The 21001-nt window shown below is 45.3% G+C and carries 16 protein-coding genes and 2 pseudogenes; 14 read left to right on the plus strand and 4 right to left on the minus strand.

What is annotated here, in order from left to right; translation table 11 throughout:
- Nucleotides 1–17: 17 nt before the first annotated feature.
- Nucleotides 18–323, minus strand: coding sequence for a hypothetical protein (locus ACHUFW_RS05680; RefSeq protein ID WP_394201339.1), 306 nt, complete (start codon nucleotides 321–323; stop codon nucleotides 18–20).
- A gap of 498 nt (nucleotides 324–821) precedes the next feature.
- Between ACHUFW_RS05680 and ACHUFW_RS05685 the strand changes: the two genes are divergently transcribed.
- From ACHUFW_RS05685 to ACHUFW_RS05700, 4 genes are all read left to right on the plus strand, one after another.
- Nucleotides 822–1082 carry a DUF5062 family protein gene (locus ACHUFW_RS05685; RefSeq protein WP_394201341.1) on the plus strand — a complete coding sequence of 87 codons (261 nt, stop codon included), beginning with the start codon at nucleotides 822–824 and terminating at the stop codon, nucleotides 1080–1082.
- A 94-nt stretch (nucleotides 1083–1176) separates the two neighbouring features.
- A complete protein-coding gene (locus tag ACHUFW_RS05690; protein ID WP_394201342.1) occupies nucleotides 1177–2094 on the plus strand; it encodes a hypothetical protein in 918 nt (305 codons plus the stop codon).
- A 193-nt stretch (nucleotides 2095–2287) separates the two neighbouring features.
- Complete coding sequence (locus tag ACHUFW_RS05695; protein ID WP_394201344.1) at nucleotides 2288–2569, plus strand: helix-turn-helix transcriptional regulator; 282 nt, start codon at nucleotides 2288–2290, stop codon at nucleotides 2567–2569.
- Between the two features lie 146 nt (nucleotides 2570–2715).
- Nucleotides 2716–3306: a hypothetical protein gene (locus ACHUFW_RS05700; protein WP_394201346.1), complete on the plus strand. Its 591-nt coding sequence runs from the start codon at nucleotides 2716–2718 to the stop codon at nucleotides 3304–3306.
- Nucleotides 3307–3409: 103 nt separating this feature from the next.
- Here ACHUFW_RS05700 and ACHUFW_RS05705 read toward each other — a convergent pair whose 3' ends face one another.
- Nucleotides 3410–7960 carry an ATP-binding protein gene (locus ACHUFW_RS05705; RefSeq protein WP_394201347.1) on the minus strand — a complete coding sequence of 1517 codons (4551 nt, stop codon included), beginning with the start codon at nucleotides 7958–7960 and terminating at the stop codon, nucleotides 3410–3412.
- A gap of 121 nt (nucleotides 7961–8081) precedes the next feature.
- Here ACHUFW_RS05705 and ACHUFW_RS05710 point away from each other — a divergent pair, with 121 nt between their 5' ends.
- On the plus strand, nucleotides 8082–8993 hold the full coding sequence (locus tag ACHUFW_RS05710) for a LysR family transcriptional regulator (RefSeq protein ID WP_394201349.1): 912 nt from the start codon (nucleotides 8082–8084) through the stop codon (nucleotides 8991–8993).
- 9 nt (nucleotides 8994–9002) lie between these two features.
- Here ACHUFW_RS05710 and blaOXA read toward each other — a convergent pair whose 3' ends face one another.
- Complete coding sequence (blaOXA, locus tag ACHUFW_RS05715; protein ID WP_394201351.1) at nucleotides 9003–9800, minus strand: class D beta-lactamase; 798 nt, start codon at nucleotides 9798–9800, stop codon at nucleotides 9003–9005.
- Between the two features lie 164 nt (nucleotides 9801–9964).
- Between blaOXA and ACHUFW_RS05720 the strand changes: the two genes are divergently transcribed.
- The 9 genes and pseudogenes from ACHUFW_RS05720 to ACHUFW_RS05760 all read left to right on the plus strand — a co-directional run bounded on the left by ACHUFW_RS05720 (nucleotide 9965) and on the right by ACHUFW_RS05760 (nucleotide 20528).
- A complete protein-coding gene (locus ACHUFW_RS05720; RefSeq protein ID WP_394201711.1) occupies nucleotides 9965–11128 on the plus strand; it encodes a hypothetical protein in 1164 nt (387 codons plus the stop codon).
- A gap of 57 nt (nucleotides 11129–11185) precedes the next feature.
- Entirely contained in the window at nucleotides 11186–11737 is a 552-nt protein-coding gene (locus ACHUFW_RS05725; protein WP_394201353.1) for a SprT family zinc-dependent metalloprotease, read from the plus strand.
- Nucleotides 11738–11934: 197 nt separating this feature from the next.
- Nucleotides 11935–12678 carry an endonuclease gene (locus ACHUFW_RS05730; protein WP_394201355.1) on the plus strand — a complete coding sequence of 248 codons (744 nt, stop codon included), beginning with the start codon at nucleotides 11935–11937 and terminating at the stop codon, nucleotides 12676–12678.
- A gap of 4 nt (nucleotides 12679–12682) precedes the next feature.
- Nucleotides 12683–13414: a 16S rRNA (uracil(1498)-N(3))-methyltransferase gene (gene rsmE / locus ACHUFW_RS05735; RefSeq protein ID WP_394201357.1), complete on the plus strand. Its 732-nt coding sequence runs from the start codon at nucleotides 12683–12685 to the stop codon at nucleotides 13412–13414.
- Between the two features lie 28 nt (nucleotides 13415–13442).
- On the plus strand, nucleotides 13443–14390 hold the full coding sequence (gene gshB / locus ACHUFW_RS05740; RefSeq protein ID WP_394201359.1) for a glutathione synthase: 948 nt from the start codon (nucleotides 13443–13445) through the stop codon (nucleotides 14388–14390).
- A 44-nt stretch (nucleotides 14391–14434) separates the two neighbouring features.
- Nucleotides 14435–15712, plus strand: a pseudogene (locus ACHUFW_RS05745) (alkaline phosphatase); the annotation flags it as partial.
- 628 nt (nucleotides 15713–16340) lie between these two features.
- Complete coding sequence (locus ACHUFW_RS05750) at nucleotides 16341–17372, plus strand: methyltransferase (protein WP_394201360.1); 1032 nt, start codon at nucleotides 16341–16343, stop codon at nucleotides 17370–17372.
- 212 nt (nucleotides 17373–17584) lie between these two features.
- The gene (locus ACHUFW_RS05755; RefSeq protein ID WP_394201361.1) at nucleotides 17585–19252 is read left to right on the plus strand and encodes a DUF342 domain-containing protein; all 1668 of its coding nucleotides are present in this window, start codon (nucleotides 17585–17587) and stop codon (nucleotides 19250–19252) included.
- Nucleotides 19253–19382: 130 nt separating this feature from the next.
- Entirely contained in the window at nucleotides 19383–20528 is a 1146-nt protein-coding gene (locus ACHUFW_RS05760) for a site-2 protease family protein (protein ID WP_394201362.1), read from the plus strand.
- Between the two features lie 99 nt (nucleotides 20529–20627).
- Here ACHUFW_RS05760 and ACHUFW_RS05765 read toward each other — a convergent pair.
- Nucleotides 20628–20935: pseudogene (locus ACHUFW_RS05765) on the minus strand (alkaline phosphatase PhoX); the annotation flags it as partial.
- Nucleotides 20936–21001 lie beyond the last annotated feature (66 nt).

The following is a 21001-nucleotide window of genomic DNA, read 5'->3' on the forward strand; positions in this document are numbered from 1 at the left end:
CTTTTTATTTTATGCCGTTAACCGTTTTTAGTCAGCCAAGTAAAATCGTAATAGCCGATTTTATAACAGCCACCCACAATCAAGCAGGTAAAAAAACCCAACACCCACGCTGGGTGCACCCCAAGAAACGTCCATTGCATTAACCAATATAAACCAAATACCACTAGAGGCGAGTGGACAACTGATAACACGGTGATGTTCAAGCCTTTATGGTACAGAGCACCAGGTCCTGCGAACATCATCGGTGACGTCAAAGTTGCGCCAAACCAAATCATCAGAAAAATAACCGTGGCAACAATTATTGCCCAGTGTGGAGAAGTCATAACCAAAGCATCCTTGCAAAAAGTGGTATAGCCAGTCTACAAACACCCAGAATAATCGCAACCATCTAGCTCGGTTAGCAATACCAATCGGCATAAAGATGTGATCGCTCAGCGAGAGTTTAGGGCTTCTGAGACAAGACAACGAATGAAGGGCATAGTTACTCTACGTTCAAGTTCGTTTACACAGTATCAGAAGCGCTAAAACTCGCCCTTTGGGCGCTTTTTTGGCTGTCTACTTCTTCGTTGAATAACTTCCCAATAGAACCACTATTGCTTAAGTTATTCGTCTCGAACTAGTTTGCCAAAAATAGCTCTGAGTAGATCACTTTCTTATGCCGATTGGTATAATTTCAGTCTAAGGATTTACATCAACATCTGTATCCACCATAAAGTGCTATCGATTCATTTTATTGTGAGCCATAAGGTGCGTTTTACTGAGGTTATTTGCTATGTTACTTCCAGAGACGCAGCCTAATTCCGACTTATTGAGGAAACGTTATGAAGCAAGGTAAGCATGATCCGCAACTATTAAAGCTCGCAATGGAAATCGGTGTTGGGTACGCAAAAAAAAGAGGCTTTGCCGATTTCGATAAAGGCATTTCGCCTAAAGATAAGATCGAGTGTATCTACCGCCTGTTAGTGCAAGACAAGTTAATTCAGCCGCTTGCCGTCGACAAAGAAGATGGGCCCAACATGAAGCATAAATTGATTTTATGGATCTCCCGCCAGCTACCAGATGACCACCCTTTACGAAATTAACCCTATAACCTATTAATTAATCAAATAGGTATTAACTTAGTTATCGGTTAATAACAAATACAATAGCGGTATTGATTTTCACAGTAATACCGCTATGACGACGTTATTTGTAAAGCTTAAAAACCAACTCTCCAGTGGCCTACTGGTTCTAATGCCACTTTTATTATTCTATCTCGTCGCACAAGAGATAGCAGATCTGATGATCACCCTATCGACACCATTGACTAGCTTAGTGCCAAGTCATGGCGAGATCATTGCCCAAGCACCACTAGCGCTTGCATGTATAGCGTTATTGCTAGCAGCCGCTATTATTGGGCTACTAATGCATAACCGCATCATACGTGAATTATTGAGCAACACTGAACAAGCCACGCTGGCCAAAATACCGCTTTATCAAGCCATTAAAGCAATTGGTCGCGGCTTGCTGGGTGATAAATCTACCGCCAGTTACACAGCCGGGCTTTTTACTAATCTTGATGATAGTTTGCAATGGGTTTACGTCATAGAAGAAACTGATAAGTTTTGCACGATTTTGCTACCTAATGCGCCTAGTGGATTCAGCGGCCCCGTGAAAATGGTACCAAGACATAACGTCCAGATAGCGAACTACAGCATTGCCGAAGTCAGCGGTGTACTCACTCAATGGGGACAAGATAGCTTGGGGCATACCTGCATGTCAGCAACGGCAAAAACAGGTAAAGATAAACCCTGTGACTTAAATAACACAAGTGAGGTGAATAAAAGAATAAGAGAGATAAATAGGCGAGGAGAAGTCGTCTCAAACCCAATAAAATACCATCATTACTCGATACCTTTAGTGGAGATATCGAGTAATGATGAAGTTGCGTATGTTACCGCATTTGAATATCACCCTGCTGCGGTTAATGAAACACCGGAACCCTGGCCTGCTCGACGTTACTTGGGCTTTTACAACACTTGCTCTATGGGCAAATTTCAATGTCTATTAGTCAGTACCCTGCGCTCACCAATAAACGAAACTTGTGGTCACTAATGATAGTGAATGCCAGTTAGTCTGGCTTGTTATTTATCTATACGCACAAGTTAAGCCGTCAGTTACATTAACTTATTCCCTGTCAAAAAAATTAGACTAATTTATCAACAAGTGATAAAAATAAAGAGCTCACTCATTGAGAATAAGGATGTTTCTCGTAATGCTATTAAATAGCAGTTAAAAAGGAACTTTGATGCTTAATACACCCGAAATTGTTAAATCACTTCGCCTAACACAGGGATACAGTGTCAGTGAATTAGCCCAGAAAATGGGTTGTAGTCGACAAACTATCTATAACTGGGAAGACGGGATTTCAGAGCCAAAACTGTCACAGTTTATCAAATTATGTGTTGTTGTTGGCCTTAACCCAAATAACCTGCTGCCTAGAAAAGCTATCGGCCAGCATAATGTAGAGTCACTAAACAAGGAGGTCCAAGATGAACATAACGAGTCCGTTGCCCCTAGTTCAAAGTAATACTAGTGCTGCCGTAGAAACAAAAAGTGAAGAAGAAATAGTCGAAGTTAACGCTCGACCTGCTGGGGGGCTTCATCAGCCACCACCTACCATAAATAGCCAAAGCTCCCATGTATATTCCCGTCAAACGCTCCTAGCGAATAGCCATGAAAGCAATGGAGAAAATAAGAGCAACGTTGCAGAACATGCAAGAGTATCAATTACTGTTTGATCGCCTCGAATGGATAGCGATGTTTATCGCTTTTGCCGTTAGTGTCCAGTCACCAAATATTCGATGGCTAACGGGGACTTTAATTCTACTGAAAACCCTAGATGTGCTACTCATTAATAACATTATTACATGGGGCACATTTTTTTATGTTTTCATTAGCTTTTATGACTTGCTGACAATATTGCTTATATTGAAACGACAAGAATCCGCAGAGGTGATAGCCAAGCTCAACATTCCAATAGTGAGTAGATTTGCAAAGAAATCGGCAAAGTTCTATAAACTGACGAGTAACGAAATAGCTATAGTGCTCATTTATAGCGCCTCTATATTACTCAATATAGCTTCAATCATAGAAAGGCTTATTAGAAAGTGGACTGAGTATAATCCTATGTATATTTATAATATTTACTCACCATCCAAATTTGCTATGGCAATGATGATTTTACTTGTTTTGTGCGCTGTTGTGATTAATGGTACTAGGAATCTATATCAAGATAGAACAAACAGACTAAGTTGTAATAAGTAACTTTCTTAAATTCGATTTATTATGTTGCCAAAGCGTATTAAGCATAAAAAAACACCCATCAAATGATGGGTGTTTTTGTTTGATTTAGCTTAATGAACTGAGGTTACACTGGCGATACTACAAACAATAACTCACCTTGTGAAACCTGTTGACCGTTACCATTAAGAATTCGCTCAATACGGTATTGCTTGTCTTCAGGATAAAGCACTGCATCCTTACGGTTGAAGCCTGCAAGCGTGACCTGCGAGAACATCTTCATCGCTTCTGTAAGCGCTAAAGTCTGATCTACAGTAACAATGTCACCTTCTTTGACAAAGTCCGCTTCACCAGGTGCTGGAGAGGTATAGAAGATACCTGCGCCTTGAGCTAGAACTTTCAGTTCATTACTTTCACCTACACGTAATGATTCAGTATCAACGCCTTCGGTTTCTGCCGCCGCTTCCATTTCAGCAATCAACTCAGGGATATCAAGTTCTGCCATAAAGCGTGGTAAATAGTTAGTGTCGTACACACCTTCGTTGAAGGTGCCATCTTTCAAGATACGAGTCAGCAACGGAATGTTAGTTGCAATACCTTTAATGACGACGCTATTCGCTAAGTAGTCATGCAGTTTATTGATGACATCTTCACGGCTTTCACCGCGGCAGATGATCTGCGCAATCAAGCTATCATAGTAAGGCGATACTTCTTTGTCTTGGCCAGCAATCGAGATAATCTCAATATCATCACGCTCAGGCATCACACATTCAGTGATCTTGCCTGGATGTGGCAATAGTTGTAGCACACCATTGCTATCAAGCGCTGCTTTCTCAGCGGTAACACGCACTTCGATAGCGTAACCAATCTCTTGAGGCTCTAGATCTTCAATCGAACGACCTGCCGCAATATCAAAGCCTGCGCTGACAATATCAATACCTGAAGTGGCTTCCGTTACTGGGTGCTCTACCTGTAGTCGAGTATTCATTTCCATGAAGTAAACTTCATTGGCATCTAAGTTATAGATGAACTCGACAGTACCTGCGCCCATATAATCGGTCGCATCACCCAATGCACGGGTATATTCCATCACCTGCTGTTTCAGCTCATCTGGCAACATAGTCGAACCAGACTCTTCAACCACTTTTTGGTTGTTACGCTGTACTGAGCAGTCACGTAGGCCTAGTACCTTAGTATTGCCAAACTTATCGCGAAGTAGTTGAACTTCGATATGACGCAGAGAGGTCACATACTTCTCTAGGTATAAGTCACCATTACCAAATGCAGCAGCTGCTTCTGTAGAGGTTTTCTGGAATAGCGCGATCATATCTTCTGGACGCTCTACTACCTGAATACCTTTACCGCCACCACCTTGTACGGCTTTAAGCAGCACTGGGTAGCCAATTTCATTCGCAACGTTAACCGCCTGCTCAGCATTGCTTAAGATACCGTGGCTACCTGGTACCACAGGTACATTTTGTGCCTGTGATGTCTTAATCGCGTTCGACTTGTTACCCATAGTAGTCATACTGTGGACACTTGGGCCAACAAAGTTAACGCCATTGTTGACACACAATGCCGCAAACTGTGGGCTTTCAGATAAGAAGCCGATACCGGGGTGCAATGCATCAACTTGCTCATACTCAGCAACTTTCAACACTGAGTATGCATTGAGGTAACTTTCATCCGAAGTGTTACCACCAATACAAACTAGCTTGTCGTCGTCTTTAAGCATATCCGCTGGCACAGAAGTCATATCTGGATCTGATGCCACTAATACAACATTAATGTTGTTGTCGTGAGCCTTACGGATAAGCTTAACTGCAGTACAACCACGAGCATGGACTAGCACCTTGTTAATTGGCTTCATCAAGGCACGAGGATCGTCCTGTACCAGCTCTTCTTCAGCAACCATCATTTCTGGCACCAAAGTAGATAGCGCATTACCAATCACATCTTCAATCTGCGCTGTTGGTTTAGGCATCAATGGATCTATGCTGCTTAGCTGGTCATCAATCGTGGTACTAAACGGGTTAGTCACCAGTGCATTCATCGCACCTGGCACTTTTGATAGGTAGTTCGACAATGTCGATGTCGATGGCAGATATGCAGGTACCACCATTTGGCCAGCAAATGGCATGTTAGTACCCGACAGGTAATAGGTTTGTACTAGTGGGTGAGTCACAAAACTCGCTTGCGCACCACCGGTACAATCGCCGTAACCAAACATCAGTACTGGTAGCTCGTTATCACGGATAAAGCGTGTAATACGGTCATTTACCACAGCCATAGAGAACAGTGCAGCCGCACCTTCTTTAGTCTGCATACCACCGGAGCTGATAAAACAGATCACCGGTAGCTTACGCTTAGCACACTCAATTAATAGCGCACTGAATTTCTCGGCACTGGCCATGTCAAATGCACCGGCTTGGAACGCGGTATTTGAAACAGCAACACCCACCTTAATTTTCTGACCATTGTGGTCAAAGTCTGCGGTACCAGTAATAAGACCACAAGGGCGAATGCCTTTGTCTAATGCATCTTCTATTGATAAACGGAAACCTGGGAAATTAAGCAAGTTAGCTGACATCTTGTCGCCATTGATTTCGTCAAATTCAGTGAAGAATTTGGCGATAACATTTTCCCAGCCCATTTTGCCAGCGCGCTTTTCATCACGCAGCACTTTCTGAATAAGCAGATCTTGGTAACCCATTGTCAGGCGGTTCCAGAAGTCTTTACGACGACCAATACGCACAGGGTTAATGGCTCCAGTATACTCGCCTTTCTCTTCTTCACTCGCGAAGTACTCAGGAAGTAGACGCTCAAAGAAGTAAGTAAGAATTACGAACAAACTATCATTCAACTGTGGGAAACCGACACTCTTCCACTGCTCTGTTTTGGTCAGTAGTTCTGCACGGTTTGACTGATCCATGAAATACTTCAGCCACTTGTAGAACTTACTCTTATCGTTTGCAGTATCTTGCTTAGAAATCGCACGGTCAATCGAGTCATGTAACAGGTTATCAACTGATGCACGAGACAAGCTCTTTGACATCATGGCTTCTTTTGCAATCGATGCTAGATTACCTACAACATTGTCATACAGGGCGTTGAAAATCAGAATGTTGTAACATTGCCAGATAAAGTCTTCACGTAGTTCATCGTGAACAATCACATCTAACACTGTCAGCTTGTTTAGCTCAGGCCAATCTGCTTGAGTCACTTCTGCTGGCAAGGTTTCAAGATATTGAATCAAACCTTTAAAGTTATTCTCTGCATTGCCTTTCCAGCGGTGATACAACGACCAACCGATGTTAAACAGTAACGCCTTGCGTGCTTTCTTATAGTTCTCTTTTGGCTCACCCAAAATCAAACGAGTCAGCATATTACGTTCGGTAGAGATATCATCACGCTTAGAGGTAAAGTTACCCCAAAGCTTGTTCAGTTCCTCATCGTAAACCAACTTATCAGGCGTCGATAACCAAGACTGGAATACCTTGTCTTGCTCTTGTTGGATACGCGCAAGCAAGTCCCCCTCTGGCACACTGACTTTCGACAAACGACCATACTGATCTTGCGAGATAGAATGAATGCGGCTTCGTAATGTTAGGTAACGCAAATAGCGATATGAGCTACCAAACAGGTTCAAGTGCATTGTTGGGTTATTGGCAACCGATAGCTCGGCGTGATGCTCAAGCGCTGCTAGGTTTTTAGACGGCTCTAAAAAGCGATTAAGACTGCGGTCATAGTGCTCACGCAAATCTTTAGACTCACGCACAAACTGCACAGCAGCTTGCTCTACCGCTTCAATACTGCTGATGATAGCGCGGCGTAAGTTATGCTGGCGCTCATCCCTGTCTGACGGCGAGAAATCGATAATACCGTCGATACAGCCAGAGGTATATAGCTCTTCAGGCGAAACCCCAACCGACTTCGCACACTCTTGCCAAGATAGATTGTACTTGCGAGCAATGCTTTGCAGACCTTGCGGTTGAATGGTGTTGAAAATACCATCGCGTAGCGATAACAAAATGTTCGCCGCAGCTAATGGAATCGCACCACCAGAATAACCAGCACCGATGACGATACCCACAGTTGGCACATCAACGTTAGCACTTTCTGCAATCGCTTTCGAAATCGAGTGTGCTTGGTTTTGGCTATTAGCAAGTTCGCCAGCGTCCGCACCTGGAGTATCGATAAGGTAAACAATTGGCATAGACAATTCGGCAAAATGACGAATCGCGGTACAAGCTGCTAAATGATGCTCAGGCATCCACGCACCATTATTGGTTGAACGCTCTTGAGCAACAAAACCAATGCGGCGGGTGCGAGATCCAAAATTCAGTTCAATCTCGGCACTATAAAACGGCCCCATGTGGTTTTCGGCAATAAGCTTGCCTTTGAGGTCTGCGATAACGCGTTTAGCGCCAGCGCGATTTTTATCTTGGGTAGGTTGGATAACTTTGGCAACGTATCCGTCGACATCTAACTGCTCAAGCTCTTTTAGATTCGCTTGAATAGCATCGTCACTAAGAAGACCTTTAATTTCTTCTGAAAGACTCTGTTTACTGTGTTCAGGAAACAGAGAAAAATCCTGTGCCAGATGTTCAGCTTGTAAGAAAAGCGGATCGGCAGTTTGAGCCTGAGTCGTGTCAGCGGGCTGATTTGTGCTGGTCATTAAATTGATCCTCTGCTTAGCCTCTAAAATTTTTAGCCAATAAATATAACTTTGTATTGCGGTCAAATGCTATTAAACTGCTGTAGACGCTTTGTTCCATTTTTGAGACAGTACAGTAAAGATGCCTGATTTAAACGGTATGATGCTATTTGCAGCAGTGGTAAGAGCTAAAGGTTTCTCTCAAGCCGCCCGCGAAACTGGCATGCCAAAATCAACAATAAGTCGTAAAGTTGCTCAGCTAGAAGAGCAGCTTGGCGTACGCCTATTACAGCGTGATACTCGCAACCTGAGTCTCACTCAAGTGGGCGCATTGTTTTATCAGCATTGCAACAGTATTAGTGATGAAATAGAAGCCGCCAAAGCCACCATTGAAAATACCCACAATGACGTATCAGGCTCATTGCGTATTGCCATTCCGGTGTCATTTAGCCAGGAGCTTATTGCGAACCTCTGCAGCAGCTTTATGCGTCTCTACCCTAAAGTCGAATTAGATGTGCAGTTTACCGACAGCGATGTTGGCCTTGTGGGAGAAGGTTATGACATCGCAATTAAATACGGTCCTTTGCAATCTTCGGATCTGGTTGCCCGTCTGCTATTTGAACGCCAGCCCATATTAGTCGCTAGCCCAAGTTACTTGAAAACCCATGGCACGCCTGCCACACCACAAGATCTTGCAGAGCACAGCGGTATTTTACTTGGCACCTCGCGCTCTGCACCTATTTGGCCAGTGGGTAAAGGCTCCCATAAAACCATGGCCAGCTTTAAGCGTAAGGTGCGGGTGAATAGTGCAGTGATGGTTAAACAACTCGTGTTAGACGATTTTGGCATTGCCATGCTATCCCACTCAGTTTGCAAGAATGAGTTAGCTAGTGGCGCATTAGTCCCCTTACTGCAGGAGTGGCCGATTGAAGCATTTAAAGTCTATGGGGTATATTCCAGCCGGCGCCAACTAGCAACTAACATCAGTGTATTTCTCGACTTCTTTACTAAACGCTTTAGCAGTCAAGAATCATTACAATCACTGATGATGTAACCTGTGTATTTACAACGCTGATATTCGCTGTTGCAGCGCTTGTTTAACTAACTTTTGCCGCAGCGGTAATAGATGCGGGTCATCAACATCCATATTCAAAGCAAAAAAGATCACCCGGTTTGGCAGCTGATACCAACCGACAAACCAACCAACCTTTTGCTGCGGCCTAGTGGCGTAACCCGTTTTACCAAACCAAGTGCCATTGCCTTCACCTGGTAGCAGCATCATCTGTTTTACAATCGCTTGGCTACGCAGGCTTAGTGGTAATGTTTGATGATATAGCGCGCGCAGAAAGTCTATTTGCTCCACAGCAGTAATAGCCAGCTCACCTTGCAACCAAAAGCTGTCAATTTCGCCAGAAATGTCACGATTGCCGTAATTCAACAGGTTAACGCCGGCAGCCATACGCTCTGGGCCTAATTCTCTCGCTAATTGCTGATAAATTGGCACCACGGAATAGCGCAGCGCAGAAGCAAAACTATGATCTTGATTCCAGCTGCTATACCCATGTTTAACCCCATCCCAAGCAAACTGGCTGTGATGGTCTTTGACCACCTCATTTTCCAATAGCAGCAAACTATGAGGCACTTTAAAGGTTGATGCTGGGATATAGGGCTTTAACGCCCGTTGTAGATCATTTGTTAGCCAAGCTGATTGCTGCTCATCAAACAACACCACGACACCGCTCGCTTGGCGATCAGTAAATACCTTTTCAAGCTCGCTGCTATAATTAAGCTCTGCAGCTCCTAAGCCAAATACAGCAGAAAACGCCACTAATAATCCTGATAACCAAGCTGCTACCTTCACCTAAAAACTCTCCTATTTTCAGCTTAAAACCGTACCGATAAGACCTGACTATTGTAGCAAAGCCCTTTTAAGACAAACTGATAAAATGGGGTGCAAATCTGTCAGAAAAAAGGCAATATTCATGAACCATCCTGCTCATTACAAGGGATCATGTTATGGCTAAAATGGCCAAATTGCCGCTGACTATTACCGCTATCATGGCACAAGGCATTGCCATGTCTGCAATGGCGACGCCCAATACCCTCGATGTGGAAGAACGTCGAATAGACACCGCTGTCGCCAAAATGCCTCAGGTGGTTAACCGCTACGAAGCATTGGTTGCATCATTGACTGAACAATATCAGCAACAGACCGATGAGCTTAAACTCACTAAAATGGTCGCTCGCCAAGGTGAGCGTTTATGGCAGCAAGCGGTAAGGGATGTGCAATCCGGCGGACAGGATGATCGACCGCTTTATTGGGGGCGCTTAATGATGCGCCAGCAACTGAAGCAACAAAGCCCACAATTCAGTATGGCTGACTGGCAAACCCAAGTTGCCGTCAATGCCGTCGAAAAAGCCTCCCGTGGGTTTAGCAATATCCATTTTGCTGACGACAGCGAGATTAAAATTTTACTCACTGGATTTGATCCATTTTTCCTCGACCGCAACATAGACCAAAGCAATCCTTCAGGCTTAACGGCACTAGCGCTCGATGGCCACACTTTTACTGTTAACGGCCGTAAAGCACAAATTGAAACTGTGATGATCCCTGTGCGCTTTGCCGACTTTGACCAAGGCATGATTGAATCACTGTTAACGCCGGTCTATCGCGACAATAGCGTGGATATGATTGTGACTGTGAGTATGGGACGAGATGATTTCGACCTAGAGCGTTTTCCTGGGCGTAACCGCAGTGCCGATGCTCCCGACAATCTCAATCATTACACTGGCGCGACGAAAAACCAGCCCCATCCACCTAGCTTTAATGGTGGCACCCTCAACGGGCCTGAATTTGTGGAGTTTTCTTTACCTGTTGCTGCAATGCAGTCGGCTAAAGGGCCATGGCAAGTCATTGATAATCATAAAGTCACCACGCTCGCCCGCGGTGAGATTCAGCCTAACTCACTAGTAGAGTTAAACAACGAAACCTCAGTTGAAGGCTCTGGTGGCGGATACCTTTCTAACGAAATATCCTACCGCGCAGTGCTATTACAACAGCAATTCAATAGCCAAATTCCGGTGGGGCACATCCACACACCGAGAGTGAGCGCTTATGAGGCAGAAACTGAGATGAATATCGTCAATCAGGTAAAAGCCATGGTAGAAGCTGCAGCAACCACCTTATAATCACCACACCCAGACGTTTAGCGGTTAATTGACGATTTGCTCAACATATTTAAGCCAATGACACAGGCGACTCAAGCCCAACCACAAGCGGATAGCCAACAGCTATCCGCGCCGCAGCAGCAAGTTCTCGCCCAGGTAGCCTCATGCTACCAAATTGCAGAAACTGCACTGGGTCGCTCACTACCAAGACCAAAGGTGATGTTTACTCTCAGAGGCAAGAGTGCAGGCACAGCCCATCTACAAGAAAACAAACTGCGCTTTAATCCGATATTGTTAAAAGAGAATCTACAAGAGTTCCTCAACCATGTCGTTGCCCATGAAGTTTGTCACCTCATCGCTTATCGCCTCTATGGTCGCGTCAAACCCCACGGAAAAGAGTGGCAAAGTCTGATGATCAATATATTTGGGCTAACGCCGAGTACCACCCATCAACTTAATATCGACTCCGTGGTGGGTAAACAATATCCCTACCAGTGCCTGTGCGGCCCAGTACTGTTAAGCGTAAGACGCCATAACAAAATAGTGCGTGGCCAAACACAATACCAATGCCGCCGATGTAAAACACAGCTAAAAGCTATGCCCACACCGCCACAGCATAACCGGCTTTAGTATCTTATAAAGCCGAGAAAACTCACCTATCAACCGTCATCAGAGCAAAGCATTTGCACTAGACGCACCGATAAGTCCTGCTTTGCAAAGCGCCTGCACGTAAGCTATTGCCAGCAACATCGGCTATCACGTAGAATCCCTGCCAAAGCTGGCAATCGACCAGTACTTATTGAATTTTTGTCTGTAGGAATATCAGTTTGAAATCTGCGGTATGGGCCATAATCGCTGGCCTTGGGCTATTTGTGGGCAGCCTTTCATGGGCAAGTGATGCTCACCATCCAACAAGCTTTAATCAAGCCAAGCGGATCGCGAAGTCGATCTATGCTGACAGCTTACCTCACCAAAGTTTTTACTGTGGATGCTACATTGATATCCAAGGTAAAAAGTGGATACCTGATTTAGCCAGCTGTGGCTATCAAGTACGCAAACAACAAAAGCGCGCACAGCGTATTGAGTGGGAGCATGTCGTCCCAGCATGGGAACTCGGTCATCAACGTCAATGTTGGCAGCAAGGTGGGCGGAAGCATTGCGCTAAGACCGATAGTCAGTTCAAAAAAATGGAAGCAGATTTACATAACCTGGTTCCAGCCATCGGCGAGGTAAATGGCGACCGCAGTAACTATCGCTTTAGCCAATGGAACGCCAAGCCTGAACAATATGGCGCGTGTCAGATGACGGTAGATTTTAAAGGCCGCAAAGTGCAACCTCCTGCTGCCAGTCGCGGCCAAATCGCCCGCACCTATTTGTATATGCAGCAAACCTATGGTCTTGCCATATCAAATAGCCAATTAAAACTGTTTAAAGCTTGGGACAAGAGCTATCCTGTTGATACTATTGAGTGTCAGCGCGACAACAAGATTGCCGCCAAACAGGGCAACCACAACCCATTTGTGCAGCAGCAATGTCGCACGGCAACATTGAATAATCAAATAGCGGATTAACACCATGAGAGTGCCTAGAATTTATCAACAAAGTACCATTAGCATAGGTACATCGCTGATGTTAGACGCTGAAGCGGCAGGCCATGTTGGCCGCGTGCTAAGAATGTCACCCGGTGAGCAACTGCGATTATTTAACGGTGATGGTCATGATTACCTTTGCGATATCATCAGTGCCAGTAAGAAAAATGTTGAAGTCCAGGTCTTATCTGCAACCGCCAACGACAGTGAATCACCGCTGAACTTACATTTAGGCCAAGTGATCTCCCGAGGCGATAGAATGGATTTTACCATTCAAAAATCAGTTGAGCTTGGAGTTAACACTATAACTCCTTTATTTTCAGAACGTTGTGGCGTAAAGCTATCTGGCGAACGTTTAGAAAAAAAGATTCAGCAATGGCAAAAGATTGTCATCAGTGCTTGTGAGCAATCGGGCCGCAGCGTGATACCGACTGTTAGACCGGCCATGCAACTTCAGCAATGGTGTGAAGAACCGACCGACGCAGTGAAACTCAACCTTCACCCTAGAGCCAGTTATGGCGTCAACGGACTGAGTTTACCCAATGGTAAAGCGCGCTTATTGATCGGTCCAGAAGGTGGATTATCTGCCGATGAAATCACCATGACAGAGCAACACCAATTTACAGAAATTCAACTCGGCCCTCGTGTATTGCGAACCGAAACAGCAGCACTTACTACGATCAGTGCCTTGCAACTCAAATTTGGCGACCTTGGGTGATCCAAGGCGATTGGAAAAGGATTAGATTATGATCAAACTTGGCATCGTGATGGACCCCATCAGTGACATCAATATCAAAAAAGATTCAAGTTTCGCTATGTTGCTAGCAGCACAGTCACGCGGTTATCAACTATTTTACATGGAGATGGGCGACCTAGCCATGGTCAATGGCCAAGCAAAGGCAACCATGCGTCCGCTCAGCGTCATCGATAACGCTGACAACTGGTACCAGCTTGGGGAAAGCGTTGATACGCCATTGAGTGACCTCGATGTCATTTTAATGCGTAAGGACCCGCCATTTGACACTGAGTTTGTCTACGCAACCTACATGTTAGAACGCGCAGAAGAAGCCGGTACCTTAATCGTCAACAAACCACAGAGCCTACGCGACGCTAACGAGAAACTGTTTACCGCGTGGTTTGCTGAGTTCACTCCAGAAACTATCGTGACACGCGATGAAAAACGCATCCGCGATTTTTACCAAGCCAAAGGAGATATCATTCTTAAGCCTTTAGATGGCATGGGCGGTAGCTCTATTTTCCGTGTTAAAGCTAAAGACCCTAACTTAGGGGTGATAATCGAAACATTGACCCAGCACGGCCAACAATATGCCATGGCACAAGCCTTTATCCCTGATATCACAGCCGGTGATAAACGCATATTAGTGGTCGATGGCGAGCCTGTCCCCTACTCCTTAGCTAGAATCCCTCAAAAAGGTGAAACCCGCGGTAATTTAGCGGCCGGCGGCAGAGGCGTTGCGCAACCATTATCAGATTCAGACTGGGCAATCGCTCGCGCTATTGGACCTGAATTGAAAAAACGCGGATTAATATTTGTCGGCTTAGATGTTATCGGTGACAAACTCACCGAAATTAATGTCACCAGCCCAACATGTATTAAAGAGATTGAAGCGGCCTATGATGTCGATATTACTGGCATGCTGATGGATGCGATTGAAACGCGAATCAAACAATAATAAACAGGAGCTTTTTAATGCTTGCTAAGCTGCCAACCACATTAATGACCGTTTTGCTTTGTTGCTTTACCAGCAGCAGTTTTGCCAATGAGCCAACAAGCAAAACCCCAGCTGTACCGAAAAATATTATTATCATGGTCGGCGACGGAATGGGGCCAGCTTACACCAGTGCTTATCGCTACTATCGGGACAATCCTGATACGCAAGAGATTGAGCAAACGGTTTTTGATCGTTTATTGGTAGGCAATGCAAGCACTTATCCAGCAAGAGAAAGTGGCTATGTTACCGATTCGGCAGCAGCGGCCACCGCGCTGGCTACCGGTGTTAAAACTTATAATGGCGCGATATCCGTTGATTTAGAAAAACAGCCTATCCCGACATTAATGCAGCAAGCCAAAAAAGCGGGAATGGCAATTGGCGTGGCGGTGACCTCTCAAGTTAACCACGCCACACCCGCTGCATTTTTGGTACACAACGAAAGTCGCCGTAATTATGAAGCGATCGCTCAAGACTATTTAACCACCGATGCCGATGTCATTTTAGGCGGTGGTCAACGCTACTTTCCAGCATCTCTGGTTGAACAGTTTCAGCAACGCGGTTACCAATACTTGACCGAATTTGACCAATTAGAAACGATTCAACCCGGTAAAGTGTTAGGGCTATTTGCAGACGTACAACTGCCATGGGCAATTAATGAACCAGACAGCAATCACCTCAGCAAGTTAACTCAAGTTGCCCTGCAACAGTTATCACAGCATCCTCAAGGATTTGTGCTGTTAGTCGAAGGCAGCCTGATCGACTGGGCTGGCCACAACAATGACATTGCCACTGCAATGATGGAGATGCATGAGTTTGCCAACGCCATCGAAGTTGTCGAGCAATATGTCCGCCAACATTCTGATACCTTGATGGTGGTGACAGCCGACCATAGCACGGGCGGGATGACGATTGCCGCCAACGATAGTTATGAATGGCACCCCAAATACCTTAAAAATATCACTGCATCGCCTCAGGATATTGCAGCCAATAGCTTAGCCTCAAATCAGTGGCAGACAGAACTAACCGCACAGCTGGGATTTGACATTAATCAGCAAGAGATGCAGCAACTTGACCGCGCGCGTATGCAAGGAGAAGCGGTGCTAGAAACCGCAATCAAGCAGCTCATCGATATTCGAACTAATACTGGCTGGACGACTGGCGGGCATACTGGCGTTGATGTACAAGTATTTGCCAATGGCCCTGCAGCTAAGCTGTTTTCTGGTTACCAAGACAATACCGACATCGCCAACAAAATTATCAGCCTTTTACCTAAACCTGGTAAAAAAGCCGATGCGAAACCCAAAGCAGAAGTGTCAGCCGCCGACCAAATCATTCGAGCCATCCACCAAGATGAAAGCTTAACGACTGACTCTGCAAGCTCTGACTCAACAAATGAGGCGCCAATGAGTGACGACTCAGCAGCAGAGTCAGAAAATAAGAGCCCATCAGAGCAAGACTCACCAAGTCAACCTGATACCGAAGCATTGAATGATCAAATTAAGCAGCCACAAGAGCAAACACCCACGCCCTTGCCAGCCGATGGCGCTGCAGAGCATGGGCTAGCATCCGCAGCAAAGCAGCCAAAAGCAGGAAGCAACCAACTTGAACAAACGGCTCAGCAGGCGAGTGCTATGCAACAAAAAGCGCCACAAAAAGCGCCTAAAAACAGCTCGGCAAACGCTGACGAACAGGCTGCAACGACACAGTCTTCTAACTAAAGCTAGCTACTGCAAGGTGAGTGACAACAGATGCAAGACAAGGCGAATTCAAGCGTCTTTCACCATAAAAAACCGTTTTAGCCCACACAGCCATCATTGCTTGATGGCTGTTATCTGTAGCAGAAAAATGCTTCAGCCAAGTATTCGATTTACGCTATAATCGCCCTAAATTCTGACTCAATAGTGATCTTCCGTGCTTTCTAATCCCTCTTTATTACTGGAAAAAAATAGCCATTTGCTTGAAGGGCAAACGGTACTTATTCTCAATCATGAGTCCGATACTTTTGCAAAATCAATACTTAGTGAGGCGAGCCAAGTCACCACTTTGGCATTAGACTATCACCACTATCTGCAACTAGAGCCCCATCGTTGTGCTCAACTAACATGTCACTTTGGCCATCAATTAGCACAACAACAGCTATTTGATACGGTGATCATTTACTACCCAAAAGCAAAACCGTTAACAGGTTACTTAGTTAACTTAGCAGCGCGTCACTTAAAAGCGGGTGGTCAACTGCTTATTGTTGGTGAAAACAAAGGCGGCGTGCGCTCTATCCCCAAGCAGTTACCGAGCTATTTTTCGCCGGCATTTAAACAAGATAATGCACGACATTGTATTTTATTTACTGCAGAGCTGATTGCAGCAGCGCCTGAGATAGACCTACAAGACTGGCTAACGCGATATCAATTGGACACGCCACAAGGGCCGCTAACGATTTGCAACTTAGTTGGCGTATTTAGCGAGAAACGCTTAGATGCGGGCACAGCATTATTACTCGCTAACCTGCCGACACTCAATGGCAGAGTGTTAGATTTCGGCTGCGGCGCTGGCGTGCTTGCAGCAGCACTACTTAAAGCACAACCGCAGTTAAGCTTAGAGTGCGTTGATATCAATGCCATGGCGTTAGCGTCGTGCCAAATCACGTTGGCCGAAAACGGTCTTAGCGCCAAGGTCTATGCTTCAGATGGATTAAGCCAATGCCAAGGTAAATTTGACGCCATTATTTCAAATCCACCTTTTCACGACGGGCTTGTTAGCACCACCAATATTGCGACTCAGTTTGTCAGTGATAGCAAGCAACAACTGCGTACGGGCGGAGAGCTACATCTTGTCGCCAACCGCCATTTACCCTACAGCGACGCCATTGCCAGTCATTTCGGCCAGGTGAATGTGACTGCAGAAAATAACAAATACAAAGTCTATGCAAATAAAAACAGTGGCTAGTTGCAGCTAACCTTTTGCTACACAATAAAATAACTAACCAATAAAGCGGACCGAGTGTCCGCCTTATTATTATATGCCAATAGCAATGCAAAGCTTGAAGTTGCTTACAAATTGGCGTCAAAAATCACTTCATAGGTCAAAGTTTATGCTGTTATACTCGAACTGACAAAATAATAACTAATAACGATAATTTACCTTTTTCGGAAGCGACTATGCTGGATCCAGAGTTAATTGAATTAAGTGCTGACAGCAGCCTAGTGGAATTTAAAGTTACCCCAAATTCCCATGGCCCGTTAACAGTCACCGCAATAGAGGAACTATTGCAGCTACCCGGTTTTGAGCAATTTTTTCCACGCAAAAATGTTATCGATCAAGCGGTCATCAAAGTGAACCAACTCGTTGGCCAAGATGATGGCCAGTTTGAACTGTTTTTTGAAATTGCCGAACGCCGCGACGGTGAAATTACCCTCAACGTCGATGATGATAAAATGCATGCTCAAATGACCGTTTCAGCCGCATGGGGTGGTGAGCAAGTGACCTTGCCAGCGGTGCTTAAAGCATTGAAAGCCGCTAACATCTCAATGGGGCTTAGCAAACTTAAAATTCAAGCGCTGCTTGGGCAAATTCCAAATTTGGAACCAGGCCAAAGCTGCACTGAAACCATTGCCAATGGCAAACCCGCTATCAATGGCACCAATGCCGAATTAACCCGCAAAGTCTCACTTGCACGTGAACGTCTACTTCAGCCTCAGCAACGAGAAGATGGTACGGTCGATATGCGTAACCTAGGTGACATCATTATGGTCAAGCCCAATGATGTGCTGATGGTTAAAACCCCTGCGACCCCAGGAACGCCTGGTTATGATGTCCATGGGACAACGCTACAACCGACGGCAGGTAAAGATTTAAAGATGAGCGCTGGCGATGGCTGCGCACTATTAGAATCTGATGAGAATGTATTAATCGCAACGGTTGCAGGTCAGCCTGTAGAAACCAAAACCGGCATGCAGGTTGATGACGTATTGCAGATTAAAGATGTAGATGTCGGTTATGGCAACGTCGATTTTAAGGGCAGCATCATGATCACTGGCGATGTCCATGAGGGCATGGTGGTCAAAAGCACTGGCGATATTACCGTGATGGGATTTGTCGACTCAGCGAAGCTTCACGCAGCTGGCGATATTACTGTCAGTAAAGGGGTAATCGGTCGTCAGCAAAAAGATAACACTCTCTCAACTACACTAGAAGCGAAAGGTCAGATAGCGGCGCAGTTTGTGCAGTATTCTAACCTAACTGCTGTGCGAGACATTGTCGTCACTAAGCAGCTCTTGCATAGCAACACAACTACCCAAGAGAAACTCATTGTCAGTGATGCCAATGGTCGTCGCGGCGATCTTGTTGGCGGCGTAGCCAACACAGATAAAGGCGTGAGCGCGGTGATTATTGGCGCAACAGCGGGCACTAAAACTGAGATATTTTGTGCCATGAAGCAAAGTGGCTTGAAACAACAACTCAAACAGCTCGATGAAAGTGTCAAATCCATGGTTGTCGCCAAGCTCAATATAGAAGCGCAATTGAAAAAGCTGCCGCCAAAAGCTGAATGGCAAAACGATGAGATGATGGTAGAACAAGTCAAAGCCATGCTAGATCAAAAGCGTCGCATTACCGAAGAGCGCGCCCGCGAAGAAGCTGAGTTCAATGAGCTTGAAAAGGAAGTTAAAGCCTACTATCAAAACTACCGCATCGAAGCCAAAAAGCACATCTTTGCCAACGTTGAATTACATATTGGCCAAGCATTTGTGAAAACTCAGCGCGAACATGGTCCCTGCATCGCATTTAATGAAGGGCAAGAGATTAAGTTTGATTATAGTTCACGCTAAACACTGCGCGTTTTCAGCAAGAGCTTGGGGCAGCAATATCGCTGCCCTTTTCTTTATCTGCACATAACGGGCATAATACCAATCGGCATAATCTGCCCCTATATCCCTGTGGTCAATTTGAGAATTTTTAGTGGAATTATTACATATCAACTGTTTAGGTAAGCCGTTGCGTCTAGAGGGCTCGATGGCTGGTTGGCAACAACTTTTTTGGGGAGATGATTTAGTCTCAGTTATCCCCGCTTCTGCCGACTATCAAGGACAGCGCATGCATGAGTTTACTCTCAGCGTCCAACCCCAAGTGGATCACGAGCAAGCAGCAAACCAGCTCGCGGACTCACCAATCCCCGCTATGCAGCCTCAATCCATCACCATACGTTTAGAGATAGATTTGCAATGGCAACCCTTCTTACTGAAATATCAATTGCTGCAAAACGATAATCTGCTGACTCAAGGTCAACGTGACACTAAGGACATTGAACGCCAAATCCCGGTAAAACCAGTTGAAGCTAAGCGTCAATTTAGCCTCATTGGTTTAGCCTCATTAGGGCTTAAACTATTCAAAAGTGCGAAAGTCATTAAAGTCGTGTTAGCTGGAGCCAGCGTTGCAGCGTATTCATGGTTGTTTTCTTTTCAATTTGCATTGGCGTTGATCGCTTGTCTGGTTTTTCACGAGTATGGCCATATTCGAGCCATGAAGTACTTCGGCATGAAAACCAAAGGCATTTATCTTATTCCATTTATGGGCGGCCTAGCGCTCAGCGATGAGAAAATTAATACACGTTGGCAAGATGTGGTTATTTCCATCATGGGGCCAACATTTGGCTTGTTCATGTCAATCGCCGCCCTATTTGCCTATTGGTTCACTGGCAATATCTTTTTCGCAGGATTAGCGACGTTTAACGCACTGCTCAACCTGTTTAACCTGCTACCTATTTTGCCATTAGACGGTGGCCATATCTTAAAGAGCATTAGCTTTTCGATGAACAGCATGCTCGGACTCGTCGCTTGTATAGCGGGTGCCGCAATTGGGGTGTTCATTAGCTACACTCTTGGTCTTGCGCTGCTGGGCTTCCTATTACTTATCGGTAGCTTAGAGATCATGTTCGAATGGAAGACTCGCCACCAAAGCCACCTGTTACCACTGGATCGCTATGGCCAGCTATTTTCTGCTGTATGGTATCTACTGACAGTTGGCGCACTTGTGGGGATCATCTGGTACTTTGCCGGCACCGGTGACGACATGTTGGGCTTACCGTTAAAAATATTGCAAAGTTAAGGGTAAAGCACTGCCATACAACAGCATGATTAATGGTTATAAAAAATCCCCTTGCTCAACAGAGCAAGGGGATTGTTAATACATGCTTACAACAGTAAGTTAAACTCCGACTTCGGCACCATCATCTTTACGAATCACCACCGTCGCTGCACGAGGGCGCACTGACATCCCCTCAGGAGTCTGCTCTGTCGCTAGTGCAGAATAAGGCCAGTTTTTAGGATGTTGAATGTTAGCAAATACCGTCGTGTAGTCCGGTGTAATGGCAAAGCCTGTCACCTCACAACCATTAGGGCCAACAAAGAAGCGCTTTAATTCTGCTTGATTGTCAGCGCTAACAACCTGCTGCTGACCATTGTCATCGGTGACGGCACAATCGCCAGCATTGGCTCCCCCCAATGTGCCGTCATGTGCGACAGCCAAGTTAAGAATTAGCGATACGCTTAGCGCATACGCCGCGACTAACCTTGATTTGG

Source organism: Shewanella waksmanii (assembly GCF_043643685.1).
GTDB classification, from domain to species: domain Bacteria; phylum Pseudomonadota; class Gammaproteobacteria; order Enterobacterales; family Shewanellaceae; genus Shewanella; species Shewanella waksmanii_A.

Excerpts from the sequence above, each read along its gene's own strand:
- ACHUFW_RS05680 (WP_394201339.1), bottom strand. The coding sequence starts at position 323 with ATGACTTCTCCACACTGGGCAATAATTGTTGCCACGGTTATTTTTCTG.
- ACHUFW_RS05685 (WP_394201341.1), top strand. The coding sequence starts at position 822 with ATGAAGCAAGGTAAGCATGATCCGCAACTATTAAAGCTCGCAATGGAA.
- ACHUFW_RS05690 (WP_394201342.1), top strand. The coding sequence starts at position 1,177 with ATGACGACGTTATTTGTAAAGCTTAAAAACCAACTCTCCAGTGGCCTA.
- ACHUFW_RS05695 (WP_394201344.1), top strand. The coding sequence starts at position 2,288 with ATGCTTAATACACCCGAAATTGTTAAATCACTTCGCCTAACACAGGGA.
- ACHUFW_RS05700 (WP_394201346.1), top strand. The coding sequence starts at position 2,716 with ATGAAAGCAATGGAGAAAATAAGAGCAACGTTGCAGAACATGCAAGAG.
- ACHUFW_RS05705 (WP_394201347.1), bottom strand. The coding sequence starts at position 7,960 with ATGACCAGCACAAATCAGCCCGCTGACACGACTCAGGCTCAAACTGCC.
- ACHUFW_RS05710 (WP_394201349.1), top strand. The coding sequence starts at position 8,082 with ATGCCTGATTTAAACGGTATGATGCTATTTGCAGCAGTGGTAAGAGCT.
- ACHUFW_RS05720 (WP_394201711.1), top strand. The coding sequence starts at position 9,965 with ATGGCCAAATTGCCGCTGACTATTACCGCTATCATGGCACAAGGCATT.
- ACHUFW_RS05725 (WP_394201353.1), top strand. The coding sequence starts at position 11,186 with ATGACACAGGCGACTCAAGCCCAACCACAAGCGGATAGCCAACAGCTA.
- rsmE (WP_394201357.1), top strand. The coding sequence starts at position 12,683 with ATGAGAGTGCCTAGAATTTATCAACAAAGTACCATTAGCATAGGTACA.
- gshB (WP_394201359.1), top strand. The coding sequence starts at position 13,443 with ATGATCAAACTTGGCATCGTGATGGACCCCATCAGTGACATCAATATC.
- ACHUFW_RS05755 (WP_394201361.1), top strand. The coding sequence starts at position 17,585 with ATGCTGGATCCAGAGTTAATTGAATTAAGTGCTGACAGCAGCCTAGTG.